25 protein-coding genes and 1 tRNA gene are annotated in these 22,407 nt (G+C 70.8%); 17 read left to right on the plus strand and 9 right to left on the minus strand.

Going from position 1 to position 22,407, the window contains the following annotated elements; translation table 11 throughout:
• The first annotated feature begins 10 nt into the window (after positions 1–10).
• Together ACTIF1_RS16670 and ACTIF1_RS16675 are read left to right on the plus strand one after the other, a co-directional pair.
• The gene (locus tag ACTIF1_RS16670; protein ID WP_439597575.1) at positions 11–994 is read left to right on the plus strand and encodes a Bug family tripartite tricarboxylate transporter substrate binding protein; all 984 of its coding nucleotides are present in this window, start codon (positions 11–13) and stop codon (positions 992–994) included.
• A 5-nt stretch (positions 995–999) separates the two neighbouring features.
• Positions 1,000–1,449, plus strand: coding sequence for a nuclear transport factor 2 family protein (locus tag ACTIF1_RS16675; protein WP_439597576.1), 450 nt, complete (start codon positions 1,000–1,002; stop codon positions 1,447–1,449).
• A gap of 11 nt (positions 1,450–1,460) precedes the next feature.
• On the opposite strand, the gene ACTIF1_RS16680 is transcribed toward ACTIF1_RS16675, so the two are convergent.
• Both ACTIF1_RS16680 and ACTIF1_RS16685 read right to left on the minus strand, forming a co-directional pair.
• Positions 1,461–2,363, minus strand: coding sequence for a hypothetical protein (locus tag ACTIF1_RS16680; protein WP_439597577.1), 903 nt, complete (start codon positions 2,361–2,363; stop codon positions 1,461–1,463).
• A 69-nt stretch (positions 2,364–2,432) separates the two neighbouring features.
• The gene (locus ACTIF1_RS16685) at positions 2,433–3,224 is read right to left on the minus strand and encodes an IclR family transcriptional regulator (protein WP_439597578.1); all 792 of its coding nucleotides are present in this window, start codon (positions 3,222–3,224) and stop codon (positions 2,433–2,435) included.
• A gap of 124 nt (positions 3,225–3,348) precedes the next feature.
• Here ACTIF1_RS16685 and ACTIF1_RS16690 point away from each other — a divergent pair, with 124 nt between their 5' ends.
• Together ACTIF1_RS16690 and ACTIF1_RS16695 are read left to right on the plus strand one after the other, a co-directional pair.
• A complete protein-coding gene (locus ACTIF1_RS16690) occupies positions 3,349–4,116 on the plus strand; it encodes an HpcH/HpaI aldolase family protein (protein WP_439597579.1) in 768 nt (255 codons plus the stop codon).
• 15 nt (positions 4,117–4,131) lie between these two features.
• Positions 4,132–5,043 (plus strand): DUF6282 family protein, encoded by a 912-nt coding sequence (locus tag ACTIF1_RS16695; RefSeq protein ID WP_439597580.1) that lies wholly within the window; start codon positions 4,132–4,134, stop codon positions 5,041–5,043.
• Here the strand turns inward: ACTIF1_RS16695 and ACTIF1_RS16700 are convergent.
• Positions 5,037–5,831, minus strand: coding sequence for an SDR family NAD(P)-dependent oxidoreductase (locus tag ACTIF1_RS16700; RefSeq protein ID WP_439597581.1), 795 nt, complete (start codon positions 5,829–5,831; stop codon positions 5,037–5,039). The two genes, ACTIF1_RS16695 and ACTIF1_RS16700, sit on opposite strands and share 7 nt — an antisense overlap.
• A gap of 55 nt (positions 5,832–5,886) precedes the next feature.
• Here ACTIF1_RS16700 and ACTIF1_RS16705 point away from each other — a divergent pair, with 55 nt between their 5' ends.
• The 6 genes from ACTIF1_RS16705 to ACTIF1_RS16730 all read left to right on the plus strand — a co-directional run bounded on the left by ACTIF1_RS16705 (position 5,887) and on the right by ACTIF1_RS16730 (position 11,093).
• Positions 5,887–6,831 carry a polysaccharide deacetylase family protein gene (locus ACTIF1_RS16705; RefSeq protein WP_439597582.1) on the plus strand — a complete coding sequence of 315 codons (945 nt, stop codon included), beginning with the start codon at positions 5,887–5,889 and terminating at the stop codon, positions 6,829–6,831.
• Between the two features lie 294 nt (positions 6,832–7,125).
• Positions 7,126–7,842 carry a TVP38/TMEM64 family protein gene (locus tag ACTIF1_RS16710; protein ID WP_439597583.1) on the plus strand — a complete coding sequence of 239 codons (717 nt, stop codon included), beginning with the start codon at positions 7,126–7,128 and terminating at the stop codon, positions 7,840–7,842.
• Positions 7,843–7,844: 2 nt separating this feature from the next.
• Positions 7,845–8,684, plus strand: a complete 840-nt coding sequence (locus ACTIF1_RS16715) for a phosphate/phosphite/phosphonate ABC transporter substrate-binding protein (RefSeq protein ID WP_439597584.1) — start codon at positions 7,845–7,847, stop codon at positions 8,682–8,684.
• Complete coding sequence (phnE, locus tag ACTIF1_RS16720; RefSeq protein WP_439597585.1) at positions 8,681–9,424, plus strand: phosphonate ABC transporter, permease protein PhnE; 744 nt, start codon at positions 8,681–8,683, stop codon at positions 9,422–9,424. The genes ACTIF1_RS16715 and phnE overlap by 4 nt, the downstream gene beginning before the upstream one ends.
• On the plus strand, positions 9,421–10,248 hold the full coding sequence (locus tag ACTIF1_RS16725) for a metallophosphoesterase family protein (RefSeq protein ID WP_439597586.1): 828 nt from the start codon (positions 9,421–9,423) through the stop codon (positions 10,246–10,248). Before phnE ends, ACTIF1_RS16725 begins: the two co-directional genes overlap by 4 nt.
• A 50-nt stretch (positions 10,249–10,298) precedes the next feature.
• Positions 10,299–11,093, plus strand: coding sequence for a DUF72 domain-containing protein (locus tag ACTIF1_RS16730; RefSeq protein WP_439597587.1), 795 nt, complete (start codon positions 10,299–10,301; stop codon positions 11,091–11,093).
• Between the two features lie 76 nt (positions 11,094–11,169).
• Here ACTIF1_RS16730 and ACTIF1_RS16735 read toward each other — a convergent pair whose 3' ends face one another.
• The 4 genes from ACTIF1_RS16735 to ACTIF1_RS16750 form a co-directional block, all read right to left on the minus strand.
• Entirely contained in the window at positions 11,170–12,861 is a 1,692-nt protein-coding gene (locus ACTIF1_RS16735) for a thiamine pyrophosphate-requiring protein (RefSeq protein ID WP_439597588.1), read from the minus strand.
• An 11-nt stretch (positions 12,862–12,872) separates the two neighbouring features.
• On the minus strand, positions 12,873–13,850 hold the full coding sequence (locus ACTIF1_RS16740; RefSeq protein WP_439597589.1) for a tripartite tricarboxylate transporter substrate binding protein: 978 nt from the start codon (positions 13,848–13,850) through the stop codon (positions 12,873–12,875).
• Positions 13,851–13,936: 86 nt separating this feature from the next.
• Positions 13,937–14,581: a hypothetical protein gene (locus ACTIF1_RS16745; RefSeq protein WP_439597590.1), complete on the minus strand. Its 645-nt coding sequence runs from the start codon at positions 14,579–14,581 to the stop codon at positions 13,937–13,939.
• 144 nt (positions 14,582–14,725) lie between these two features.
• Positions 14,726–14,801: transfer RNA gene (locus ACTIF1_RS16750), tRNA-Ala, on the minus strand.
• 149 nt (positions 14,802–14,950) lie between these two features.
• Here ACTIF1_RS16750 and ACTIF1_RS16755 point away from each other — a divergent pair.
• The 7 genes from ACTIF1_RS16755 to ACTIF1_RS16785 all read left to right on the plus strand — a co-directional run bounded on the left by ACTIF1_RS16755 (position 14,951) and on the right by ACTIF1_RS16785 (position 19,927).
• Positions 14,951–15,262, plus strand: a complete 312-nt coding sequence (locus tag ACTIF1_RS16755) for a YggT family protein (protein ID WP_439597591.1) — start codon at positions 14,951–14,953, stop codon at positions 15,260–15,262.
• A 7-nt stretch (positions 15,263–15,269) separates the two neighbouring features.
• A complete protein-coding gene (locus ACTIF1_RS16760) occupies positions 15,270–15,569 on the plus strand; it encodes a DUF167 domain-containing protein (RefSeq protein ID WP_439597592.1) in 300 nt (99 codons plus the stop codon).
• Positions 15,566–16,408 (plus strand): bifunctional methylenetetrahydrofolate dehydrogenase/methenyltetrahydrofolate cyclohydrolase FolD, encoded by an 843-nt coding sequence (gene folD, locus ACTIF1_RS16765; RefSeq protein WP_439597593.1) that lies wholly within the window; start codon positions 15,566–15,568, stop codon positions 16,406–16,408. Before ACTIF1_RS16760 ends, folD begins: the two co-directional genes overlap by 4 nt.
• A 58-nt stretch (positions 16,409–16,466) precedes the next feature.
• Entirely contained in the window at positions 16,467–17,342 is an 876-nt protein-coding gene (locus ACTIF1_RS16770; RefSeq protein ID WP_439597594.1) for a DMT family transporter, read from the plus strand.
• 142 nt (positions 17,343–17,484) lie between these two features.
• Positions 17,485–18,099, plus strand: a complete 615-nt coding sequence (locus ACTIF1_RS16775) for an FMN-binding negative transcriptional regulator (RefSeq protein ID WP_439597595.1) — start codon at positions 17,485–17,487, stop codon at positions 18,097–18,099.
• A complete protein-coding gene (locus tag ACTIF1_RS16780) occupies positions 18,086–18,643 on the plus strand; it encodes an NUDIX domain-containing protein (RefSeq protein WP_439597596.1) in 558 nt (185 codons plus the stop codon). Before ACTIF1_RS16775 ends, ACTIF1_RS16780 begins: the two co-directional genes overlap by 14 nt.
• A gap of 147 nt (positions 18,644–18,790) precedes the next feature.
• Positions 18,791–19,927: a 2-aminoethylphosphonate--pyruvate transaminase gene (locus ACTIF1_RS16785; RefSeq protein ID WP_439597597.1), complete on the plus strand. Its 1,137-nt coding sequence runs from the start codon at positions 18,791–18,793 to the stop codon at positions 19,925–19,927.
• Between the two features lie 18 nt (positions 19,928–19,945).
• On the opposite strand, the gene ACTIF1_RS16790 is transcribed toward ACTIF1_RS16785, so the two are convergent.
• The gene (locus ACTIF1_RS16790) at positions 19,946–20,560 is read right to left on the minus strand and encodes a hypothetical protein (RefSeq protein WP_439597598.1); all 615 of its coding nucleotides are present in this window, start codon (positions 20,558–20,560) and stop codon (positions 19,946–19,948) included.
• A 12-nt stretch (positions 20,561–20,572) separates the two neighbouring features.
• Positions 20,573–22,407, minus strand: a 1,835-nt coding sequence (locus tag ACTIF1_RS16795) for a transglycosylase domain-containing protein (RefSeq protein ID WP_439597599.1), incomplete at its 5' end; no start/stop codon positions are given.

Below are 22,407 nucleotides of genomic sequence, written 5' to 3' on the forward strand. Positions count from 1 at the left end.
GAGGATCGCCATGACCAGCCTCACGCGGCGCCAGATCGGCGCCTTCGCGCTTGGCGCCGCAACGCTTGCCGTGACGCGCCCGGCCGCGGCCCAGGCCTGGCCCAGCCGGCCCGTGACGGTGGTGGTACCCTGGCCGGCCGGCGGGTCCACCGATGTGCTGGCGCGGTCCGTCGCGCGCTACTTCTCGGAGCAGTTCGGCCAGCCCTTCGTGGTGGAGAACCGATCCGGCGCCAATGGCAATATCGGCGCCGCCTCCGTCGCCCGCGCGCCGGCCGATGGCCATACGCTGATGGTCACGACCAACGGCCCCATCACCAACAACACGCTGCTGTTCAAGTCCATGCCCTTCAACCCGAGCACCGACCTGACGCCGATCGCGCTGCTGGCGGAACTGCCGATCGTGATCGCGGCGCGCAGCCAGATGCCCTATCGCACGGTGCAGGAGCTGATCGCTCATGCGAAGGCGAATCCGGACAAGGTGAATTGCGGCACGCCACCGCTGGGCTCCGCCGCGCATCTGGCGATCGAGCTGCTGATGCATCGCGCGGGCATCCGGCTGAACCTGGTGCCCTATCGCGGCTCCGCGCCATTGACCAACGACCTGCTGGCGGGAGCGGTCGATATGGGCATCGACCTGGTCACCACCTATCTGCCGCATATCCAGGCCGGCACGCTGCGGGCGCTCGGCGTCACCTCCGCCGAGGCGATTCCCCAGCTGCCGGGCGTGCCGCCGGTGCAGGCGCAGGGAATCGCGGATTACCGCGCCACGGGCTGGATCTCGCTACTTGGGCCGGCCCGCATGGCGGGCGATGCGGTGGAGAAGCTGAACGCCGCGAGCAATGCCTATCTCACGCTGGACGAGACGCGGTCCCTGCTGCAGCCGCTGGGCCTGACGCCGCTGGGCGGCACGCAGGCCGAACTGTCGCGGCGCATGGTGGCGGAGGTCGAGCTGTGGCGCCCGATCATCGCCGCCGCGAATATCTCGGTGGAGTGAGAGGGATGGACCAGGGCATGGGATTCGATGCGCTGCGCATCCGGCAGGAGCTGGAGATGCTGAACATCGCCTTCTGGCGCGACGTGGATTCCAACTGGGGCCGCACTGCGCACGAGCATTTCACCGAGGACGGCGTCTATACCACCAGCCACAAGGCGCGGGTCGGCCGCGACGCCATCCGCGGCTTCTATGCCGAGCGCGAGGGGCGGGGGGAGCGCGTGGCGCGCCACCTGATCCACAACTTCCACGTCATCGTGCGGGATGCAGACCACGCCACGGCGGAATGGACCATGTGCCTCTATGCCGAGGACGGCGTGGCGCCGCTGGCCTCGGAGCCGCCGATCCTGATCGGTGCCGTGACCGATGAATGCGTGCGTGGCGCGGATGGCCGCTGGCGCTATGCCGCCCGCACCACGCGGCCGCTGTTCAAGGGCAGCCGGCCGACCTCCGGCTGATGTCCCAAGCGTCAGTCCTTCGGCATCGGGTAGTCGTCCGCGTTCAGCACCCAGCCCGGCTTGTTCGAGAAGTCCAGGCGCGGCGGGCAGAAGATATCGACCATCTGCCCTGCCTCCTCGGCGCGGGAGGTGTGGATGCTGGGCGGCGGGATGACGGTGACGGAGGGGGCGCCGCAGAGCTCGTGCTCATCCTCCCGCCAATGCGTCTGGTCCGGCGTCCAGGGCCAGCGGATGTGGTGGGTGTAGGAGCCGTTCAGCACCAGGGAGCATTGTTCGAAATCGTCGTGGTGATGCGGCGACAGCTTGCGGATGTCGCGCGGGCCGGCGGCGGGGTCCAGGTAGTTCACCATGAAGGTGGTGCAGCGCCAGATGCGGCCGAAGCGCCCCGGCGTCTTCGGCACGTCCAGGGTGTAGCTGCGGATGCGGAAGCCGTCCGGCGGCGTCGGCCAGTCCTGGATCGGCGGGATCCGCGGGTCGGGTTCCAGGTAGTTCGCGGCATTGCTGCACTGTGCGGCCAGGTCCGCGGCGCGTGGCGTGAAGAGGCGCGTGATGCGGCCCTTGCCGTACAGGGTGATGCGGCTGTCGCCGGGCGGGATGAAGGCCAGCGAATGGCCCTCCACGGTCTTCGTCTCGCCGCGCGCGGTGATGGTGGCCGACAGACCCGGATCGGGCAGCAGCAGCACATATTCGTCCGGCTGGTTGTGGCGCGTCAGCACGGCGCCGTCCTCGACCTCGGAATAGGCGATGACGAAATTCCGGCCGCGCACCAGCCAGGTGCGGGCGCCATCGGCCTGCAACTGCGGCGCGGTCTTGTAGAACTTGGCGTAGTCGGCGGGGGCATAGGGACCCTCGGTCGGCTTGGCGCCGCTGGCCGGGGCGAGGGCCGCGCGGGGGTCGGAGGCGTGATAGGCCATGGCGTCTGCTCCAGCCCGTCTTGTTCTGTGGAACGAGACAGTGTTTCTTTTGACGGAGCAGTCTTGTTGTCAGCCCCTGGCGCTGTCAAGCGCCCAGCCGAGGCGTGCGGAAATCCGCGCCGCGGCCTGCTGCACCTGGCGGATCTGCTCCGCCGCCGGGTCCCGTCGGATGAACTGGATCGAGCCGAGCAGCGCGATGGCGCCCACCATGCCGCCGCCGCCTTCGAAGATCGGCGCGGCCAGGGCATTGACGCCGACCAGGCTCTCCTCCGCCGCCGTGGCCCAGCCCTGTTCGCGGATCCGCTCCAGCTCCGCCCGCAGCTGGTCGGGATCGGTGATGGTATGCGGCGTGCGCAGGTCGAGGCGCGAGAGCAGCACGCGCTCCCGCAACGCCGGCTCCGCATGCGCCAGGGCCAGCTTGCCCTGCGCCGTGCAATGCGGCGCCATCAGCGCGCCGGATTTGGCCGAGATCTCGATCGTGTCTTCGCCCGGCAGCGTCGCCAGCACCACGGCGCCCAGTGGCTCCGCGCGGCTCAGCACCACGGTCTGGCCGACGCGGTCGCGCAGCGTGCGCATCTCCTCCCGCGCCATGGTGGCCAGGTCGAAATTCTCCGCCACGGCGCGGCCCAGCGTCACCAGCCGGTGTCCGATGCGGTAGCGGTCCTGCACCTGCACGATGTAGCCGGCCTCCAGCAGCGTGCGCAGGTGGCGGTGGATGCGGCTTTTCGTCGTCTCCAGCGCGCGGGCGAGTTCCGTCACGCCGGCATCTCCGCGGTGGCGGGCCAGGTGTTCCAGGATCAGGAAGGCCATGGCGACCGCCTGCAGACCCTCGCCCCGGCTGGGTCCGTCGATGCGCGGCATGGGCGTGCTCCTTCCCGCTGCTTGACAGCTGGCGCCGTGACGGCACAAGTTTCTATCAACAGGATCATGTTCCGATTAACGGAACATCCCTTTTCCGTCAACGCTGCTTTCGCAGGATCCCGTGATGCCAATTGACGCAAATTTCCGCACGCGGCTGGCGCGTGGCGACCGGCTGGTCGGCAGCTTCATCAAGACGCCGACGCTGCACGCGACGGAAATCCTCGGCGGCATCGGCTTCGACTTCGTCGTGGTGGATGAGGAGCATTCGCCCTTCGACCGCGCGGCCACCGATGCCGCGCTGTTCGCCGCCCGCGCCACCGGCGCCGCCGGCCTGGTGCGCGTGCCGAGTCCGGCGCCGCACCACCTGCTGTCCGTGCTGGATTGCGGCGCCGCCGGCGTGCTGGTGCCGCATGTCGCCAGCGCCGCGCTGGCCGCGCAGGTCGCGGCCGCCTGCCGCTATCGTGGCGGCAAGCGCGGCTATTCGGGCAGCGTTCGCGCCGCCGGCTATGGCGGCGGCAGGATGTGGGACTACATCGAGGCCGCCGATGCCGCCGCCACCGTCGTCGCGCAGATCGAGGACCCCGAGGCGCTGGACGAGATCGACGCCATCGCGGCGACGCCCGGCATCGATGCGCTGTTCATCGGCCGCGGCGACCTGACCGCGGCGATGGGCGCCGCCACCAACGACGCGCCGCCGATCCGCGACGCGGTGGAACGCATCGCCGGCGCCGCGAAGCGCGCCGGCAAGCCGGTGATGGTCTTCGTCGGCGGGATGAAGGAGGCGGAGTGGCTGGCCAGAATCGGCGCCACCGCCTTCGTCTACGCCTCCGACCAGGGTTTCATGAAGCAGGCCGCCAGCAAGGCGCTCGCCGAGATGCGCGCGCTGGCCTGAAGGAAGGACAGAACCATGTCACACGCAGACACCGCCCGGATCGACCGCCTGATGCAGGGCGCCATCGACCTGCATTGCCACAGCGGCCCTTCCGTCATGGCGCGCGCGCTGAACCACGAGCAGGCGCTGGAACAGGCCGCCGCCGCGGGCATGCGCGCCGTGTTGTTCAAGGACCACTACTACCCCACCGGCCCCTTCGTCGATGTGCTGAAGGAAGGCGGCAAGGCCACAAGGGCGGAGCCGATCGGCAGCATCGTGCTGAACAACTCCGTCGGCGGCATCAACCCCTTCGCCGTGGAGCCCGCGGTGAAGTGCGGTGCCAAGGTGGTCTGGATGCCCACCGTCTCCGCCGCCAACCATATCCGCGAAGGCCATCGCAAGTCGCTGCTGCCGACCAAGGGCAAGATGCTGAAGCAGGTGGCGCTATCGGTTCTGGATGCGAGGGGCGATCTGCTGGACCCCGTGAAGCAGGTGCTGGACATCGTTGCCGAGCATGACGTGGTGCTGTCCTGCGGGCACCTGCATATCAGCGAGGTCTGGCCGCTGTTCGAGGAGGCGAAGAAGCGCGGCTGCAACCGCCTGCTGGTGAACCACCCGAGCTACACCGTGGGTGCCTCGCTCTCCGACATGAAGGAACTGGTGGGCATGGGCGCCTGGATCGAACATTCGATCTGCATGTTCATCCCCAACCGCATGAAGGTCTATGACGAGGCCTTCCTGAAGGCGATGATCGAGGCCGCCGGCGTGGATCGCACCTTCTTCGGCTCCGACCTCGGCCAGACCAATGCGCCGCTGCCGGTGGAAGGCTTCCGGCAGATCATCGGCCTGTGCCTGTCCATCGGCTATTCCGAGGAGGATGTGCGCAAGATGGTCAGCACCAATGCGGCGCAGCTGGCGGGGCTCGGCGCCAATACGCCGGTTCAATAGGCCATCCAGCCGCCATCGACCATCAGGTTGTGGCCGGTGATGTAGCTGGCCTCCTCGCTGGCCAGGAACAGGGCCGCGCTGGCGATATCGCCGGGGCGGCCGAGGCGCGGCATCGGCGTGCGGGCATGGGAGTATTCCAGCGCGTCGGAGCCCGGCCCGCCGAGGGGCTTGCCGGTGAGGATGCGGCCCGGCGCCACGGCATTGCAGATGATGCCCTGCTCGGCATAGTCCACCGCCACCTGCTTGGTGATATAGGCCGCGGCGGCCTTGCCGGTGCCATAGGCGATCTTGCCCGGCGCGCAGACCATGCCGTGCTGGGAGGAGATATTGACGATGCGCCCGCGCGCATCGCCGACCAGCGGCTGGGTCAGGAACTGCTGCACGGCGCGCTTGCAGCCGAAGAACACGCCCTTGGCATTCACCGCCATCACCTGGTCCCAGTCCTGCTCCGTCGTCTCCAGCAGCGGGCGAGCCTGGCCGAGCGTCGCGGCATTGTTGACGATGACGTCGAGCCGGCCGAATTCGGCAACGGTCGCCGTCACCAGCGCATCCACATCGGCCCAGACGGAGACATCGCAATGATGGAAGCGGGCGATGCCGCCTGCGGCCGCGATCACCTCCCGCGTCGGGGCGCCACCTTCCTTCACCGCCTCCGTCACGTCGCCGATGGCGACCCGCGCCCCCTCCTTCGCGAAGAGGATGGCGATGGCGCGGCCGATGCCGGAGGCGCCGCCGGTGACCACGACAACCTTGTCCTTCAGGCGCATGCGGCGGGTCTCCTGTTCCATGGGAGGGCCATTTTGCCCAGGACATCGGAATGGAGCTAGGCTGCGCCCCTCGCAGATGCCCGATCGGAGACCCGGCATGCCCTATGAGGTGAAGCGCGACTATGTCGGCTACGGCGCCAACCCGCCGGACCCGCAATGGCCGGGCGGCGCGCGGCTCGCGGTGAACTTCGTCATCAACTACGAGGAGGGCTCCGAACCCTCGATCCAGAATGGGGAGGCGCATACCGAGACGGGCCATACCGAGTCCCATGGCGGCGCGCCCATCCCGAAGGGCCGCGACCTGGCGGCGGAAGGCATGTTCGAATATGGCAGCCGCGTCGGCTTCTGGCGGCTGCACCGGCTGTTCCAGGAACGCGGCCTGCCGGTGACCATCTTCGCCTGCGCCCTGGCGCTGGAACAGAACCCGGAAGCCGCCGCCGCCATCCGCGCCGCGGGCTACGACATCTGCTGCCATGGCTGGCGCTGGGTGAAGCATTACGAGCTGAGCGAGGCGGAGGAGCGCGAACATATCGCGCGCGCCGTCACCAGCCTGGAACGCACGCTGGGCCGCAAGCCGGATGGCTGGTACTGCCGCTACTCGCCTTCCGTGAACACCCGCCGCCTGGTGAACGAGCATGGCGGCTTTCTCTACGACAGCGACTACTACGGGGAGGAACTGCCCTTCTGGGTGACGGTGGAAGGCAAGGGCCATCTGGTGGTGCCCTATTCGCTGACCAACAATGACGGCAAGTACAACATGCAGACCGGCAATGCGGAGCAGTGGTTCGGCTTCGTCCGCGATGCCTTCGACATGCTGTACGAGGAAGGCGCGCGGACACCGAAGATGATGTCGGTCGGGCTGCATATGCGCCTGATCGGCCATCCGGCCCGCGCCGCCGGGCTGAAGCGGCTGCTGGACCATATGATGCAGCGGCGCGATGTCTGGATCGCGAAGCGGGTGGATATCGCGCGGCACTGGATGGCGACGCATCCCTATCCGGGCAAGGGGCTGAACGAATAGCGGTTCAGTGCGGCGCCGCCAGCGCGGCGCTGGCGGCGTTCAGGCCGATGATCGTCACCGCCACGCCCTGCCGCGGAACTTCCGTGCCACGCGGTCCAGCGCCGCGATGGCCGTCAGGTCCCAGACATTCGCGTCGGAGACGTCGATCAGGTGCGGCCTGCCGCTCGGGGCGGGCCGGCGCCCAGCGTCAGGGGCGTAACCGCCGGCCGGGGCGGGGCGAAGCCAGGGGCGGGCGGTTGCTGGCGCGGGCCGCAGCCCCATATCCCGCCGCGCCGCCCCGTTCGAGGAGCCTCCATGTCCGTCACCCGCCTGCTGCGTGACCGGAGGGTGTGGGTGGTGCTGGCCGTGGTGGCGGGGCTGCTGGCCCTGCGCTGGGGCGGGCTGCTGCCGGACCTCTCCCTCGACACCCTGGCCCGCCATCGGGCCGCGCTGACGGGGCTGGTGGCGGAACATGCCGTGCTGGCCGCCGCCGGCTTCGTGCTGGCCTATGCGGCGGCGGTGGCGCTTTCCATCCCCGGCGCGGTGATCCTGACCCTCACCGGCGGCTTCCTCTTCGGCGCGCTGGCGGGCACGGCGCTGACGGTGCTGGGGGCCACGCTGGGTGCCACGCTGGTCTTCCTGCTGGCGCGGCGCATTTTCGGGGCCGATGCGCTGGAGCGGCTGGGGCCCATGGCGGGCCGGCTGGCGGAGGGTATCCGGCGCAATGCCGCCTCTTACCTTCTGGTGCTGCGGCTGGTGCCGCTGTTTCCCTTCTTCCTGGTGAACCTGGTGCCGGCCTTCGCCGGCGTGCGGCTGCCGGTCTTCGTCCTGACGACTTTTGTGGGCATCATCCCCGCCACCGCCGTCTTCAGCCTGGCCGGCGCCGGGCTGGGCGAGGTGCTGGAGGCCGGCGGAAGCTTCGATGTGGGCCGCGTGCTGACGCCGCAGATCCTCGGCGCGCTGCTGGGGCTGGCGGCGCTGTCGCTGGCGGCGATTCCGCTGAAGGCGCGATTCGAGACGAAGGGGACGTGACGATGATCGCGAGACGCAGCCTGCTGGCCGGCGGTGCCCTGCTGGCCGCCCCCGCCTTGGCCCAGGCGCCGCCTTTGCGCTTCGCGGTCGGCCCCTTCCAGCCGACGCCGGGCGACACCCGCCGCGCCTTCGCGCCCTTCTTCGCGCATCTGGCGGACCGGCTGGGCCGGCGGCACGAATTGTCGGTCACCGGCGACTGGGCCGGCATTGCCGTGGCGCTGGGCAGCGACCAGGTGGATTGCGCCTGGATGGGCCCCTGGGGCTATGTGCTGGCGCAGGATCGCGCGGGGGCGGAAGCGGTGGCGATGGTGCTCTGGCGTGGCAGCCCGACCTACCACGCCATCATCCTGGCGCGGCCCGATCTGCCCATCGCGCGCTTCCCGGAGGATGCGCGGGGCCTGTCGATCTCCTTCGCCGATGCGGGGTCGACCAGCGGCTGGCTGGTGCCGCATCACTGGTTCCTGCGCCAGGGCATCGATCCGCGCACCTACTTCCGCTACCGCGACGGCGCCAGCCATGCGGCCAATGTGATCGCCGTGGCGAATGGCCAGGTCGACCTCGCCACCGACTACGACCGCAACCTGGCCGCCATGCAGGCGGCGGGACGGGTGCGGCCGGAGCAGGTGAAGGTGGTGTGGCGCAGCGACCCGCTGCCGAATGATGCGCTCGCCGTGCGGCGCGGCCTGCCGGCCGAGTTGCGCACGGCCCTGGCGGAGGCGGCGATGGCCAGCACGGCCGAGATGCTGCCGCCCGACTATACCGGCTGGGTGCCCGCCACCTCCGAAACCTACGCCCCCATCGCGGCCGCGGGCCGCGCGCTGGGAAGGCTGCGCAACGCGTGAGGCGGCTGGCGTGGCTGGCCTTCGCGGCGCTGCTGGCGGGGTCCGTCTGGGTGGTGGGGCCGGACCCGGCGCGGCTGGCGGCGGGGTTTCCGAAGCTCGCCGGCTGGCTCGGCACGGCCTGGCCGCCGGATTTCTCCGAACCCGGCGATATCGCGCGCCGCGCGGCGGAGACGGTGGGGATCGCGACGCTCGGCACCGTGGTGGCGGCGCTGCTGGCCGCGCCGATGGCGGTGCTGGCGGCGCGGCCGGTGGTACGGGCGGCCTGGCTGCGCCAGCCGGCGCGCGGGCTGCTGGATGCGCTGCGCGGCGTGGATGGCTTCGTCTTCGCGCTGATCTTCGTCGCGGCCGTGGGCCTCGGGCCCTTCGCGGGCATGCTGGGCGTGGCGCTGCATTCGGCGGGGTCCTTGGGGAAGCTGTGGTCGGAGGCGCTGGAGGCAGCGGATCCGCGCCCGGCCGAGGCGATCCGCGCCGTCGGCGGCACGCCCCTGCAGGTCGCCCGCCACGCGCTGGTTCCGCAGACGCTGCCGGAGACGGCGGGCGCGCTGCTCTATGTCTGGGAGTTCAATATCCGCGCCTCCACCGTGCTGGGGCTGGTCGGCGCCGGCGGCATCGGGCAGGAGCTGAAGAACGCGGTAGACTTGCTGGACTTCAACCGCCTTTTCGCGCTGCTGCTGGTGGTGGTGGGGCTGACCCTGGCCGCGGATCGGATCAGCGCCGCGCTTCGAAGGAGTCTCGCATGAGGATCGCGCTCGATGGCCCGCTGCTGGTCTTCGGCGGGCCCTATTCGAACCTGCAGGCGACGCAGGCCGTGCTGGCGGAAGCGGCGCGGCGCGGCATTCCGGCGGCGCGCACTGTGTGCACCGGCGATGTGGTGGCCTATGGCGCCGATGCGGCGGCCTGCTGCGACCTGGTCATGCACAGCGGCATTCTCGTCATTGCCGGCAATTGCGAGGAGCAGCTGGCCGAGGCGGCCGAGGATTGCGGCTGCGGTTTTGCGGAAGGCACCGCCTGCGACCTGCTCAGCCGCAGCTGGTATGCCCATGCCAATGCGCAGGTCACTTCGGCGCAGCGCGACTGGATGCGCGCCTTGCCGAAGCGCATCGAGGTGGCACTGCCCGACGGGCGGCGGCTGGCGGTGCTGCATGGCGGTGCGGCGGAGATCAGCCGCTTCCTGTTCGCCTCGGCGCCGGAGGCTGTGCTGGCGGCGGAGATCGCGGCCACCGGCTGCGACGGCGTGATCGCCGGCCATTGCGGCATCCCCTTCGCGCGGCGGGTGGGCGAGGCGCTGTGGCTGAATGCCGGCGCGGTGGGCATGCCGGCGGATGACGGCACGCCGCGCGTCTGGTTTTCCGTGTTGACGCCTGGGCCCGACGGATTGGGCGTCGAGATTCTGCCGCTGGATTACGACCATGCGGCGGCCGCCGCGGCGATGCGCGCGGCGCGGCTGCCGGAGGGCTATGCGGCGGCGCTGTCCTCCGGCCTCTGGCCCTCCGCCGATGTGCTGCCGCCGGTGGAGCGCGCGCGGCGCGGCCAGGCGCTGGCGCCGGTCGCGCTGATGTGGTGAGGCATTCCGCGCCGCATGGTGCAGCCTGCGGCACGGGGATGGGGGACGGCATGGCGGGCAGAATTCGCGTCGGCATCGGCGGCTGGACCTTCGCGCCCTGGCGCGACAATTTCTTCCCGGCGGGCCTGCCCCAGAAGCAGGAGCTGCATTTCGCCAGCCGCCAGATGACGGCCATCGAGATCAACGGCACCTATTACGGCAGCCAGAAGCCGGAAAGCTTTGCGCGCTGGCATGACGAGGCGCCGGAGGATTTTGTTTTCTCGCTGAAGGCCAGCCGCTTCACCACCAACCGCAAGGTGCTGGCGGAAGCGGAGGCCTCCGTCGCGCGCTTCCTGGCCAGCGGGCTGACGGAACTGAAGGCGAAGTTGGGTCCGATCAACTGGCAGTTCCTGCCGACCAAGGCCTTCGAACCCGAGGATTTCGAAGCCTTTCTGCAATTGCTGCCGAAGACGCAGGGCGGGGTGGCGCTGCGGCATGTGGTGGAGGTGCGCCACCCAAGCTTTTGCGTGCCGGAATTTCCCGCGCTGCTGCGCCGCTACGGCATCGGCGTGGTGGTGGCCGATAGCGCGACGCATCCGGCGATCCAAGACGTGACCGCGCCCTTCGTCTATGCGCGGCTGCAGAACGCATCGGAGGAGGAGGCGCTGGGCTATCCGGAGGCGGTGCTGGATCTATGGGCCGATCGGGCGCGTGTTTGGGCCAAGGGCGGCGCGCCGAAGGATCTTCCGCTACTGGCACCGGCGGAGACGAAGCCGCCGAAATCCCGCGAGGTCTTCGTCTTCATGATCAACGGCTTCAAGCCGAAGGCGCCGCATGCGGCGATGGCGCTGATGAAGCGCCTTTAGCAGGCTGAGGACTTGCCGAAAAAGCCCTCTCCCCCCCCCCCCTTTTTGGGTGGAGAGGGCTTAAGCCCCAGCCGCCCTAATACTCACACACCACATTCACCAGCGCCTGCCGCTTCTCCCGCAGCACCACATCCACCGCGCGCCGCAGCGCCGCCGGCAGCTCCGCCGCCACGCTCAGCCGTTCGCCATAGCCGCCGCTGGCCTCGGCCAATTTCTCGAAGGCCGGGGCCGGGCTGAGATCGGCCAGCAGCGTGCCGCCCTGCTGTGCCGAGGCGCCGTCGCGATACATGGCCAGCGTCGAATTGCGCACCGCGCCATACATCGCATTGTTGAAGACCACGACCAGCAGCGGCAGGTTGTGCGCGGCCGAGACCCAGTGGCAGGCGGTCGGGTTGTTGAAGACATAGGCGCCGTCGCCCAGTGTCGCCACCACCAGCCGCTCCGGCGCCGCCAGCTTGGCGCCGAGCGCGGCCCCGAAACCCCAGCCGAGGCCGCCGGCGGTGGACTGGCCGTAGAAGCTGCCGTGCCGGGTGCGTGGGCAATGCGTCTGGCGCAGCGGGTATTCGTTCACCAGCATGGCGTCGGGCCCCACCGCCTCCGCGATGCAGTGGCTGATCCATTCCGGCGTGATCGGCCCTTCCGGCGGCTGCGCCACCTGCGCCGCCCAGGCCGTGCGTTGCGCCGCGCCCATGGCGCCGTAGTGCAGCAAACGCGTTTGCACCACGTCGCTGTCTGCCTGCAGCAGCGGATCGAGCGCCGCGGCGATGCCGTTCAGCCCCGTGGCCGGTTCCGCGGTGATGGCGAGGTCGGTCGGAAAACTGCGCATCGGGTAGCGGGTGAAGAGCGGGTCCTCGCCCAGGTGGATGATGCGCGCATCCTCCAGCGGCCCCTGCAGATGCGGGATCCAGGGCACGTCGGTATCCACCACCAGCACGCAATCCGCCTCCGCCAGCAGCGGGCCGGGCTCGTAGCCGAGATGCATGGGATGGTCGGCGGCGATATTGACGAAGCGGGGCGTGAAGGAGATCACCGGCACGCCGAAGCGACTCGCAAAGGCGCTGAGCGCATCGAAGCCTTCGCGGGTGCGCCCGGCGGCGGAGGTGATGATCAGCGGCCGCTGCGCCTCGGCGATCCACTGCGCCGCCTGCGCCATCGCGGCGGGGTCCGGCAGCGGCTTCGCGGGTACCGCGGCGCGGCTGGCATCGACGCGCGCGGCACCGGCCGGCGCGGCCAGCGTGTCGCGCGGCAGCGTCGCATAGACCGGGCCGCGCGGCGCTGTCATGGCGATGTGCAGCGCGCGCGTGGCGAGGTCCGCGGCCTGGTCGGGCTGGCGCAGCTCGCCATCCCATTTCACCGCCTCCCGCACCATGCCGGCCTGGTCGAACATCTCCTGCGCCCAGTGGATGTGGCGCGTGCGGGCGCCGTGGCGGCCCTTCTCGGCATAGGGCGTGCGGCCGGCGAGCACGAAGACCGGCGTGTGGTCGCGCGCCGCGTTCAGGATGCCGTTGATGGTATTCGCCGTGCCGACATTCACATGCACCATCACCGCCTGCGGCCGGCCGGTGATCATATACGCGCCATGCGCCATGGCGACGGCCGCATTCTCGTGCGGCACCGTCATCGGCACCGGCAGGCGATGGTTGCTGCCCTCCAGCTTCGCGAAGGCCTCGACGATCGGCGGGAAATCGGTGCCGCCATTGGCGAAGAACCAGTCGACGCCACAGGCGCCGAGCTGGCGCAGGAAGATTTCCGCAGCACTTTCCGTCATTCTGGAGCCCTTCAATTGACCGTCGCGCCCGACAGGCGGATGGCGTCGCGCATCACCGGCGTCAGGCGCTGGATGGAGGCGGCCATTTCCGAGGGCGTGCTGCACACAGGGTCCGTGCCGAGGCGGATCAGCCGCTCACGAAAATCCGCATCCTGGCAGGCGGCGCGCAGGCTGGTGGCGATCCTCTCCCGCACTGCCTCCGGCACGCCGGCGGGTGCGGCCAGGCCGTTCCAGGTGGTCACCTCGAAGCCCGGCTGGCCCTGTTCCGCGATGGTCGGCACATCCGGCAGCACGGCGTTGCGCGTGGCGCCCGTCACGCCCAGCAGCCGCACGGCATTGCCCTGCAGCGCCGGCAGCACCTCCACCGCATTGCCCAGATAGACATGGATGCGCCCGCCCAGGATGTCCTGCATGGCGAGCGGGCCGGAGCGATAGGGCACATGCTCCATCCGCAGGTCGAGGCGCTGCAGCAGATAGGCCATGCCCAGGTGGCTCAGCCCGCCGGTGCCGCCGGAGGCATAGTCCAGCTGCCCCGGCCGCGCCCGCACATGCGCGATGAATTCGCCCAGATTGGTCGGCCCCAGGCTTTGCGAAACCACCAGCACCAGCGGGCTCGCGGCCGTGATGGCGATGGGCGCAAATTCGCGCTGCGGGTCGAGGCTGAGGCGCTGCATCAGCGGCAGCACCACGAGGTGGGAGGCGCTGGCGCCGAGCAGCGTATGGCCATCCGGCGCGGCGCGGGCCACGGCCTCCATCCCGATGACGCCATTGCCGCCCGGGCGATTGTCCACCACCACCGGCTGGCCGAGCTGCTTCGTCAGCCATTCCGCGCCGAGCCGCGCGACGCCGTCGCTGAGGCCGCCGGGGCCGAAGGGCAGGATCAGCCGGATCGGCCGGTCCGGCCAGGCGGTCGGCGCGCCCGTCTGAGCCAGTGCGGGGGCGAGGGGCGCCAGCGCGAGGCCGGCGAGCAGGATAAGGCGACGCAGCATGTCGGGACCCCGCGCAGGTTGTCCGGACATGAAAGCAGCATCGCGCGGGGTCTGGAACCCTGCTTGTGTCCCAGTCAGGGCAAAACTTAACGCAGCCAGGCGCGGAGCAGGATCGCCAGCCCGAGCAGCAGCGGCGCCAGTGCGAACAGGGCGCCGAAGCGCATCAGCCATTCGTCGCGCCGGTCGATGACGACGGCCGCGGTGGCATAGGTCCGGGGCTGGGTGGCAGGCGGGGCCGCCGCCAGGCCGGCGCGCAGTTCGGCGGCGAGCTCCGCGCGGCCGATCTCATAGACGTCGAGGATCGTCAGCCATTCCAGCGGCGCACCGGAGGGGGCGTGCAGGCGCACCGTCACGCGCGGCTGGCTTCCCTGGTCCCGCTGCCAAAACGGGACGTCATGCACGGTGATGTCGGCGATCTCCGTCCAGGCGGCCTCGTACCGGCCGCTCTGCAGCCGAACGAACAGGGTTGTGGGGGCGATCCTCACCTCCTCCCGTCTCGGTGCAAAGCCCTGCCAGAGGAGGCAGGCGGCGCCGGCCAGCATGAAAAGGCCGACGGCAGGAGGGAGCCAGGACATCCCATCGGCCTGCGAATCGGCTGAGACATGCAGCGACATCCAGCCGAAGGCGATGAACAGCAAGGCCACCAGCAGCCCGCCCGTCCGTGGACCATCTCGCAGCACAAGGGGAATGACCTTCGCCCCGCCATGGCGCGCGCGCAGCCTCAGGGCCATGGCGTGGCAGCATCACGGGACGGTCTGGCGGACATGCGGCAAGGGCTCCGGCGCCCATCGAAACAAACCGGAGAGGCCTTGCCAAGCGCCGCTTAGCGACCCGAGATACTGGTAGACCACATTGTCAGAAGGAAAGCTGCGGCGTGGTGGAGGTGAGCGGGATCGAACCGCTGACCTCGTCATTGCGAACGACGCGCTCTACCAACTGAGCTACACCCCCGTCCACCGCAGGGCGCGGGTTATGGAAGGGGCCTTGGCAGGTGTCAAGCGGGGGGGCGCACAGCGGGGCGAGAAAGCCGCCACGCCCGCAATCCCTTGTTCGCCGGCCGTCCCGCCACTAGGTTCCGCGCATCACGCCAGGGGTCGCAGATGCTGCTCGATGCCGTTTTCTTCCTGCTCCGGGCGGGTCTCGACCTCTTCTGGTGGGCGGTGCTTCTGGCCGCCATCATGCAGACGCTGCTGTCCTTCAATGTGCTGGACGGTCGCAACCGCATCGTCTGGACCATCGCGGATTTCCTCTATCGGGTGACGGAACCCGCCTTGCGCCGGGTGCGCGGGCTGCTGCCGAACCTGGGCGGCATCGATCTTTCGCCCCTGGTGGTGCTGCTGCTGATCACCGCCGCCACCATCGCCGTTTCCGCCATCCAGGGTTACCTGCTGCGGAGCGGCCTCTACTTCTGACGCCGCCATGACGCCCTGGCGCCTGCTCCAGGATGGGCTGGACCTGTCGGTCAAAGTGCAGCCGCGGGCCCGGCGTCCCTCCTGCGGCGGGCTGGCCGCGGATGGCGCCGCGCTGAAGGTGGCGGTGGCGGAGGTGCCGGAGGATGGCCGCGCCAATCGCGCGGTCTGCGAGGCCGTGGCCCGGGCGCTGGGCCTGCCGAAATCCGCCGTGGAGGTGTTGCATGGCGCGACCAGCCGCCAGAAAACGCTGCGCATCACCGGCAATCCGGCGCATCTCGTGCCGAAACTGGAAGCCCTGACCGCATGACGGCCCAGATCATCGACGGCAAGGCGGTCGCCGCCACGCTGCGCCAGTCCATCGCCGCCCGCACCGCCGGCCTCGGCTTCAAGCCGGGCCTGCGCGTGGTGCGGGTGGGGGAGGATCCGGCCTCCGGCGTCTATGTCCGCAACAAGGACAAGGCGGCGAAGGAGGTGGGCTTCGACAGCGCCACCATCGCTTTGCCCGCCAGCACGACGGAGGCGGAGCTGCTGGCCGAGGTCGCCCGGCTGAATGCCGACCCCGCCGTGGACGGCATCCTGGTGCAGCTGCCCCTGCCGCCGCAGATCCGGGCGGATCGGGTGATCGCCGCCGTGGCGCCGGAGAAGGACGTGGACGGATTCCATCCGCTGAACGCCGGCCTGCTGGCCAGCGGCCAGCCGGGCCTCACCCCCTGCACGCCGAAGGGGGTGATGCATCTGCTGAAGGCGGCCGGGGCGGCGCTGCCGGGGGCGCGGGCGGTGGTGCTGGGGCGCAGCAATATCGTCGGCCGGCCCATGGCGCAGCTGCTGCTGGCCGCCGATTGCACCGTCACCATCGTCCATTCCCGCACCCGCGACCTGCCCGCCGAATGCCGCCGGGCCGAGATCCTGGTGGCGGCGGTGGGCCGGCCGGAGATGGTGCGCGGTGACTGGGTGGCCGAAGGCGCCACCGTGATCGATGTCGGCATCAACCGCCTGGCCGATGGCCGGTTGGTGGGCGATGTCGCCTTCGCGGAAGCCGCTTCCCATGCCGGCGCCATCACCCCGGTTCCCGGCGGTGTCGGCCCCATGACCATCGCCTGCCTGCTGGAGAACACGCTGGACGCGGCCCTGGCCCGCCGCGGCTGAGGGTGCAAGCGCGCGGCGCGGCGCGCTACTGAGGCGCTCCACGAAGGGCATCCGTTCCATGCAGGGCAGCGCGCTGCTGATCGCCGGCACATTCGTCGCCATCTGGGCCTCCGCCTTCACCGTGGCCGGGGTGGTGGTGAAGGAATGGCCGCCGCTCTGGTCGCTCGGCATCCGCTTCGGCCTGACCGCGCCGATGCTGCTGGTGATCGTGCTGGCGCTGCGGTCGCGGCTGCCCCGGCCCGGCGATATCGGCCGCGTCGCCGTGCTCGGCCTCTGCGGCATGGGCGGCTATCTCGCCTTCGCCTGGCTCGCCATGGCGCGCATCCCGACCGGGCTCGTTGCCCTCATCTGCGCGACGACGCCGCTGATGGTCGCCGCCGGCGAGAGCCTGTTCCTGCGCCGGCCGCTGCCGGGCCTGGCCTGGGTCGGGCTCGCCATCGGCTGGTCCGGCGTCGCGCTGCTCGGCTTTTTGCGCGCGGTGGACGGGCTGGCGGCGGCGGAGGCGCTGGGCTTCGTCTTCGCCATCGGCGCCGCCATCAGCCAGGCCGTGGGGCTGCTGGTCTATGCGCCGGCCAAGGGGCGCGTCGATATCTGGATGGCGAGCCTGGGCCAGACCACCGTCTCCGCCCTGCTCTGCCTGGCGCTCGCCCTGGCGCTGGAGGGGGCGCCGCCGAGCTCCGGCAGCTGGCCGACCTGGGCGGCCATGGTCTGGTCCATGGTGGTGGTGGGGATCGGCGCCTATGCGCTGAATTTCGCGATGATGCGCCGCGTGCCGGCCTCCACCGCCTCCGCCCTGCAACTGCTGGCGCCGCCCTTGGCCGCCGTCTTCGGCTGGGCGCTGCTGGGCGAGCGGCTTTATGTCAGCGACATCATCGGCGGGGTGCTGACGCTGGGCGGGCTGGCGCTGCTGGTGCATGCCCGGTCGCGGGCCTGACCCTGCAAAGTTGCAGGGCTCGGGCGCCCGTTTCGGTGCAGGATGCAAGGCATGCAAACGCGACGACGAGCTAGCATCGGCTTCTGAGCCTCTTGCCCGACCCCTCCGGTCGTCCCGTCCGTTCGCCTGCAGGATACCCGCCATGTACACCCCCGCCGCCTTCCGGGTCGACGACCCGGCCTGGATCTTCGGCCATGTCGAGCGGAACGACTTCGGCATGCTGGTCAGCGCCGAGCCGCTGATGGTCAGCCATCTGCCCTTCCAGCTGCTGCGGCCGGAGGGCGATGGCCCCGCCCGGCTGCTCTGCCACCTGGCCCGCGCCAATCCCCACTGGCGCGCTTTTGCAGGCGCCGGGGCGCCGGCGCTGGCCGTCTTCCGCGGCGCGCATGCCTATGTCTCGCCGACCTGGTACGGCCAGCATCCCAGCGTGCCGACCTGGAACTACGACGTGGTGCAGGCCGAGGGCATCGCGACCCTGACCGAGGACCCGGAGGCGGTCGCCGGCCAGATGCGCGCCCTGGCCGCCGCCTACGAGCCCACCCCCGGCTTCGACATGGACGCCCAGCCCCCGAAATACATGGAGGGGATGTTCAAGGCGCTGGTCGGTGTGACCCTCACGGTTCGGCACTGGACGGGCAAGCGCAAGCAGAGCCAGAATCGGCCCGAGGCGGACCGCCACGCCGTCGCCGCGGCGCTGGAGGCGCGTGGCGACCACGCCGCCGCCGCCGCCCTGCGGGAGGCCAATGGCATTGCGTGACGTGAAGCCGGATATCGAGACCCTCGCCAGCCGCGAGGTCTATCGCAACGCCTGGATGACGGTGCGGGAGGATCAGGTACGGCGCCGGGACGGCTCCACCGGCATCTATGGCGTGGTGGAGAAGGTGGATTTCGTCACCGTCGTGCCGGTGCATGCGGATGGGTCCATCCAGCTCGTCCAGCAGTTCCGCTATCCCGTCGGCGCGCGGCACTGGGAATTCGTCCAGGGCATGTGGGGCCCGCCCGGCACCGACCCGATCGAGGCGGCGCGCCACGAATTGCTGGAGGAAACCGGCCTCGCCGCCGCGGGCTGGACCCATGCCGGCTTCCTGAACCTGGCGCAGGGCACCATGCGCCAGGGCTACGACATCTTCCTGGCCACCGGCCTGACCCAGGGCGCGGCAATGCCGGAGGTGGAGGAGCAGGATCTGATCACCCGCGCCGTGCCGCTGGCGGAGTTCGAGGCGATGCTGCGCGACGGCACCATCCTGGATGCCACCACCATGGCGACCTTCGGATTGCTGCGGCTGAAGGGGCTGATTTAGCAGGCTGAGGAAAAAGCACTCTCCCCCACAAGAAGTGGGGAAGAGGGCTTTCCTCCGATTTTCCGCAGCCCGTTGGAGGCGCTGTCACCCCGGCTATTCGCGCACCGCAGTGCAGCATAGGCTCGCCCTGCCATGCAGGAGGCCGCGATGACCGAGACGCCGATCGAGGATGAGCCGCTGATGCTCACCCCCGGCCCCTCCACCCTCTCGGCCCGGGTCAAGCGCGCCATGCTGCATGACTATGCCTCGGGCGAGGCGCGGATGCTGGAGACCATCGCCTTCTGCCGGGACTATCTGCTGGAGATCTGCAACGGCCAGGGCAGCCATGCCGCGGTTCCGCTGGTCGGCAGCGGCACCTCGGGCGTGGAGGCGGTGATCGGCGGCTTCGTGCCGCCGAATGGGAAGCTGCTGATCCATACCAACGGCGTCTATGGCGACCGGCTGGTGGAGGTGGCGCGCCGCATCCGCACGCCCCATGCCAGCTTCCGCACCGCACCCTATACCCCGCCGACCGCCCGGCAATTCGAGGAGGCGCTGCGCGCCGACCCCGCCATCACCCATGTGATGGTGGTGCATTGCGAGACCTCGACCGGCATCCTGAATCCGCTGGCCGAGATCGCCGCGGTCTGCCGGCGGACGGGCAAGTCGCTGCTGGTGGATGCCGTTGCCTCCTTCGGCGCCTTCGAGATCGATGCCCGGGCGCTGGCCTTCGATGCGCTGGTGGTCTCCGCCAACAAGGGGCTGCAGGCGCCGCCGGGACTGGTCTGGGTGGTGGCGAAGCGCGCGGCGCTGGAGGAGACCAAGGGCAATGCGCATAGCCTGACGCTCGACCTCTGGGACCAGCACCAGCACCTGGAGCGTACCGGCCAGTTCCGCTTCACCCCCGCGACGCATCTGCTGCTGGCGATGGCCGAGGCGCTGCGCGAGCACCGGGAGGAAGGCGGCATCGCCGCCCGCCAGGCGCGCTACCGCGCCAGCTGGCGGCGGCTGGTGGATGGCATGCGGCAGATGGGATTCTCGACCCTGCTGGAGGATGCCGTCGCCTCCCCCATCGTGGCGACCTTCCACGACCCCGACGACCCCGCCTATGCCTTCCAGAAGCTGTATCTCGGCATGAAGCGGCGCGGCTTCGTCATCTTTCCCGGCCGCCTGGCCGCCGCCAATACCTTCCGCATCGCCTGCATCGGCGTGGTGACGGAGGCCGATATCGGCCGCGCGCTGGATGCCCTGGCCGATACGCTGGCGGAGATGGGCGTGCGCAGGATGGGGCGCGCCCTGGCCTGAAGGCCGCCGGGACCGCTCTTACCCCTTCGCCCAGGCCAGCAAGCAGCCATCCGGCCGCAGCTCCAGCCGGGCGCAGCAGCCGCGCAGCAGGGCCAGGGGCTGCTCGCCCAGCCCGTCCGGCAGGCTGAGCTCCAGCAGCACCTCCGCCTCCGCCTCATGGAGTGCGGCGCTCAGGCGGCTGCCATGCGGCAGGCGGGGCGCGGCCTCCTGCACCGCGGCCAGCAGGGCGATCTCCAGCGCCGCGCGGTCCAGCCGCACCGGGGCCAGCCGTTCGGGCGCCACCATCTCCGCGCTGTGCCGCGCGCCGAGCGCCACGCGCAGCAGCGGCAGCAGCTGGCGCAGCGCCGTGGCGAGGCAGGCGGGGCCGGTCTCCGCCACCTCCCGCCGCGCCGCGTCCAGGAAGCCGCGCATCGTTTCCTCCAGCCGCCGGCTGGCCTGCAGGGCACGGTCCAGCTGCCGCTGCGGCGCGCCCTCGCCGACGCTGCGCGCCAGCAGGTCCAGATTGGCGGAGAGCACCATCATGGCGTTGTTGATCTCGTGCTGCACGGCCGGCGCCACGCGGCGCAGATGGTCCTGGCGCAGCCGGACGGGGTGGGCCGCATCCGCCTGCGGCAGGGGCTGATCATCCGCCAAGCCGGGTCTCCTTCATCGCGCCGCCGCCGAATCGGGCGGGGCGGCCTGGGACAGGGATTCGATGATATCGCGAAACAGTCGCGCTGGCAGCGTGCCGCCGCGCACATCGGCCATCGGGGTCGCATCATCATTGCCGAGCCAGACGCCGGCGACCAGCGTGCCGCCGCCGGCCCCCGGCGGGGCGGCGGCCAGGCCGATGAACCAGGCATCGCGGAAATCCTGCGTCGTGCCGGTCTTGCCCGCCACCGCCCGGCCGCCGGGGGGCTGCGCCGCGCGGCCGGTGCCGCGCGCCACCACGGCCTCCAGCATCCGGCGCATCTCCGCCGCATGCTCGGGCGTGGTCACGCGCCGCAAGGTGGGGCGCCCGGCCGGCACCGGCTGGCCATCGGCCCGGGCGGAGACAAGGCCGCGCGGTTCCGGCAGCAGCCCGCCATTGGCGAAGGGCGCGAAGGCGGCCACCAGGTCCAGCAGCGTCACCTCCCCGGTGCCGAGCGCCAGGGTGGCATCGGCGGGGAAGGGGCCGGGCAGGCCGAAGCGCTGGGCGGTGGCCGTTGCCGCCCGCGACCCGCCGCCGCGCGCCAGCACCCGCACCGCCGCGGTATTCACCGAATGGGCCAGGGCCTCCTCCAGCGTGATCTCCCCCTGGGCGCGCCAGCCGCCATTGCCGGGCCGCCAGCCGCCGAGGTTGATCGGCCCATCCTCCACCATGTCGGTGGGCGCGGCGCCGGCTTCCAGGGCAGTGAGGAAGACGAAGGGCTTGAAGGCGGAGCCCGGCTGCCGGCGCGCCTGGGTGGCGCGGTTGAACTGGCTCTGGCGATAGTCCCGCCCGCCGGCCATGGCGCGGACCAGCCCGGTTTCCGCCTGCATCACCACGACGGCGCCCTGGCCCACGCCGGCCCGCGCGCCGGGCCCGGCCAGCAGCGCCTCCAGCCGCGCCTCCACCACCGCCTGGATCCGGAGGTCGAGCGAGGTGCGCAGCACGAGGTCCGCATTGCCGGGGAAGCGCGTGCCGAGATCGTCCAGCGCCCAATCCGCGAACCAACCCGAATCGCGGGAGGGGCGCGGCGGGATGCGGATACTCTCCGCCGCCAGGGTCGCCTGGCGCTGGGTGAGGGCGCCGGTCTCCACCATGGCGCCCAGCACTTCCGCCGCCCGGCCGGCCGCGGCTTCCGGGGCGCTGCGCGGGTTCAGCCGGGAGGGGGCCTTGGGCAGGCCGGCCAGCACCGCCGATTGCCACAGGTTCAGCCGCGTGGCCGGGATCCCGAAATAGAGCCGCGCCGCCGCATCCACCCCGAAGGCGCCGGCGCCGAGATAGACGCGGTTGAGATAGATCTCCAGCAGCTGGTCCTTGCTGAAGCGCCATTCCAGCCACAGCGCCATCACCGCCTCCTGCGCCTTGCGCCGGAAGCTGCGCTCCGGCGTCAGGAACAGGTTTTTTGCGAGTTGCTGCGTCAGGGTGGAGCCGCCCTGCGCGATCTGGCCGGTGGACCAGTTCACCCAGGCGGCGCGGGCGATGCCGATGGGGTCGATGCCAAAATGCTGGCGGAAGCGGCGATCCTCGATGGCCAGCAGGGCGGCGGGCAGATGCACCGGCAGGTCGCGCAGCCGCACGATCTCCCCATGCACATCGCCGGAGGTGGCGATGACGGTGCCATTCGCGGCCTCCAGCGTCACCCCGGCGCGGCGGGTCTGGCTGAGCGCGAGATCGGTGCGCGGCAGGTCCCAGACCAGCACCAGCAGCACGGCGGCCACCGCAAGCGCGCCCCAGGTGCCGAGCAGCACCAGCCAGCGCAGCCAGCGCCAGGCGGAGCGGCGGCGGGGGGCCGGGCGCGGGGCCGCCCGGGCGG

Origin of the sequence: Falsiroseomonas sp. (genome assembly GCF_051860665.1) — a bacterium.
GTDB lineage: Bacteria > Pseudomonadota > Alphaproteobacteria > Acetobacterales > Acetobacteraceae > Falsiroseomonas.

Excerpts from the sequence above, each read along its gene's own strand:
- ACTIF1_RS16670 (WP_439597575.1), top strand. The coding sequence starts at position 11 with ATGACCAGCCTCACGCGGCGCCAGATCGGCGCCTTCGCGCTTGGCGCC.
- ACTIF1_RS16675 (WP_439597576.1), top strand. The coding sequence starts at position 1,000 with ATGGACCAGGGCATGGGATTCGATGCGCTGCGCATCCGGCAGGAGCTG.
- ACTIF1_RS16680 (WP_439597577.1), bottom strand. The coding sequence starts at position 2,363 with ATGGCCTATCACGCCTCCGACCCCCGCGCGGCCCTCGCCCCGGCCAGC.
- ACTIF1_RS16685 (WP_439597578.1), bottom strand. The coding sequence starts at position 3,224 with ATGCCGCGCATCGACGGACCCAGCCGGGGCGAGGGTCTGCAGGCGGTC.
- ACTIF1_RS16690 (WP_439597579.1), top strand. The coding sequence starts at position 3,349 with ATGCCAATTGACGCAAATTTCCGCACGCGGCTGGCGCGTGGCGACCGG.
- ACTIF1_RS16695 (WP_439597580.1), top strand. The coding sequence starts at position 4,132 with ATGTCACACGCAGACACCGCCCGGATCGACCGCCTGATGCAGGGCGCC.
- ACTIF1_RS16700 (WP_439597581.1), bottom strand. The coding sequence starts at position 5,831 with ATGGAACAGGAGACCCGCCGCATGCGCCTGAAGGACAAGGTTGTCGTG.
- ACTIF1_RS16705 (WP_439597582.1), top strand. The coding sequence starts at position 5,887 with ATGCCCGATCGGAGACCCGGCATGCCCTATGAGGTGAAGCGCGACTAT.
- ACTIF1_RS16710 (WP_439597583.1), top strand. The coding sequence starts at position 7,126 with ATGTCCGTCACCCGCCTGCTGCGTGACCGGAGGGTGTGGGTGGTGCTG.
- ACTIF1_RS16715 (WP_439597584.1), top strand. The coding sequence starts at position 7,845 with ATGATCGCGAGACGCAGCCTGCTGGCCGGCGGTGCCCTGCTGGCCGCC.
- ACTIF1_RS16725 (WP_439597586.1), top strand. The coding sequence starts at position 9,421 with ATGAGGATCGCGCTCGATGGCCCGCTGCTGGTCTTCGGCGGGCCCTAT.
- ACTIF1_RS16730 (WP_439597587.1), top strand. The coding sequence starts at position 10,299 with ATGGCGGGCAGAATTCGCGTCGGCATCGGCGGCTGGACCTTCGCGCCC.
- ACTIF1_RS16735 (WP_439597588.1), bottom strand. The coding sequence starts at position 12,861 with ATGACGGAAAGTGCTGCGGAAATCTTCCTGCGCCAGCTCGGCGCCTGT.
- ACTIF1_RS16740 (WP_439597589.1), bottom strand. The coding sequence starts at position 13,850 with ATGCTGCGTCGCCTTATCCTGCTCGCCGGCCTCGCGCTGGCGCCCCTC.
- ACTIF1_RS16745 (WP_439597590.1), bottom strand. The coding sequence starts at position 14,581 with ATGGCCCTGAGGCTGCGCGCGCGCCATGGCGGGGCGAAGGTCATTCCC.
- ACTIF1_RS16755 (WP_439597591.1), top strand. The coding sequence starts at position 14,951 with ATGCTGCTCGATGCCGTTTTCTTCCTGCTCCGGGCGGGTCTCGACCTC.
- ACTIF1_RS16760 (WP_439597592.1), top strand. The coding sequence starts at position 15,270 with ATGACGCCCTGGCGCCTGCTCCAGGATGGGCTGGACCTGTCGGTCAAA.
- folD (WP_439597593.1), top strand. The coding sequence starts at position 15,566 with ATGACGGCCCAGATCATCGACGGCAAGGCGGTCGCCGCCACGCTGCGC.
- ACTIF1_RS16770 (WP_439597594.1), top strand. The coding sequence starts at position 16,467 with ATGCAGGGCAGCGCGCTGCTGATCGCCGGCACATTCGTCGCCATCTGG.
- ACTIF1_RS16775 (WP_439597595.1), top strand. The coding sequence starts at position 17,485 with ATGTACACCCCCGCCGCCTTCCGGGTCGACGACCCGGCCTGGATCTTC.
- ACTIF1_RS16780 (WP_439597596.1), top strand. The coding sequence starts at position 18,086 with ATGGCATTGCGTGACGTGAAGCCGGATATCGAGACCCTCGCCAGCCGC.
- ACTIF1_RS16785 (WP_439597597.1), top strand. The coding sequence starts at position 18,791 with ATGACCGAGACGCCGATCGAGGATGAGCCGCTGATGCTCACCCCCGGC.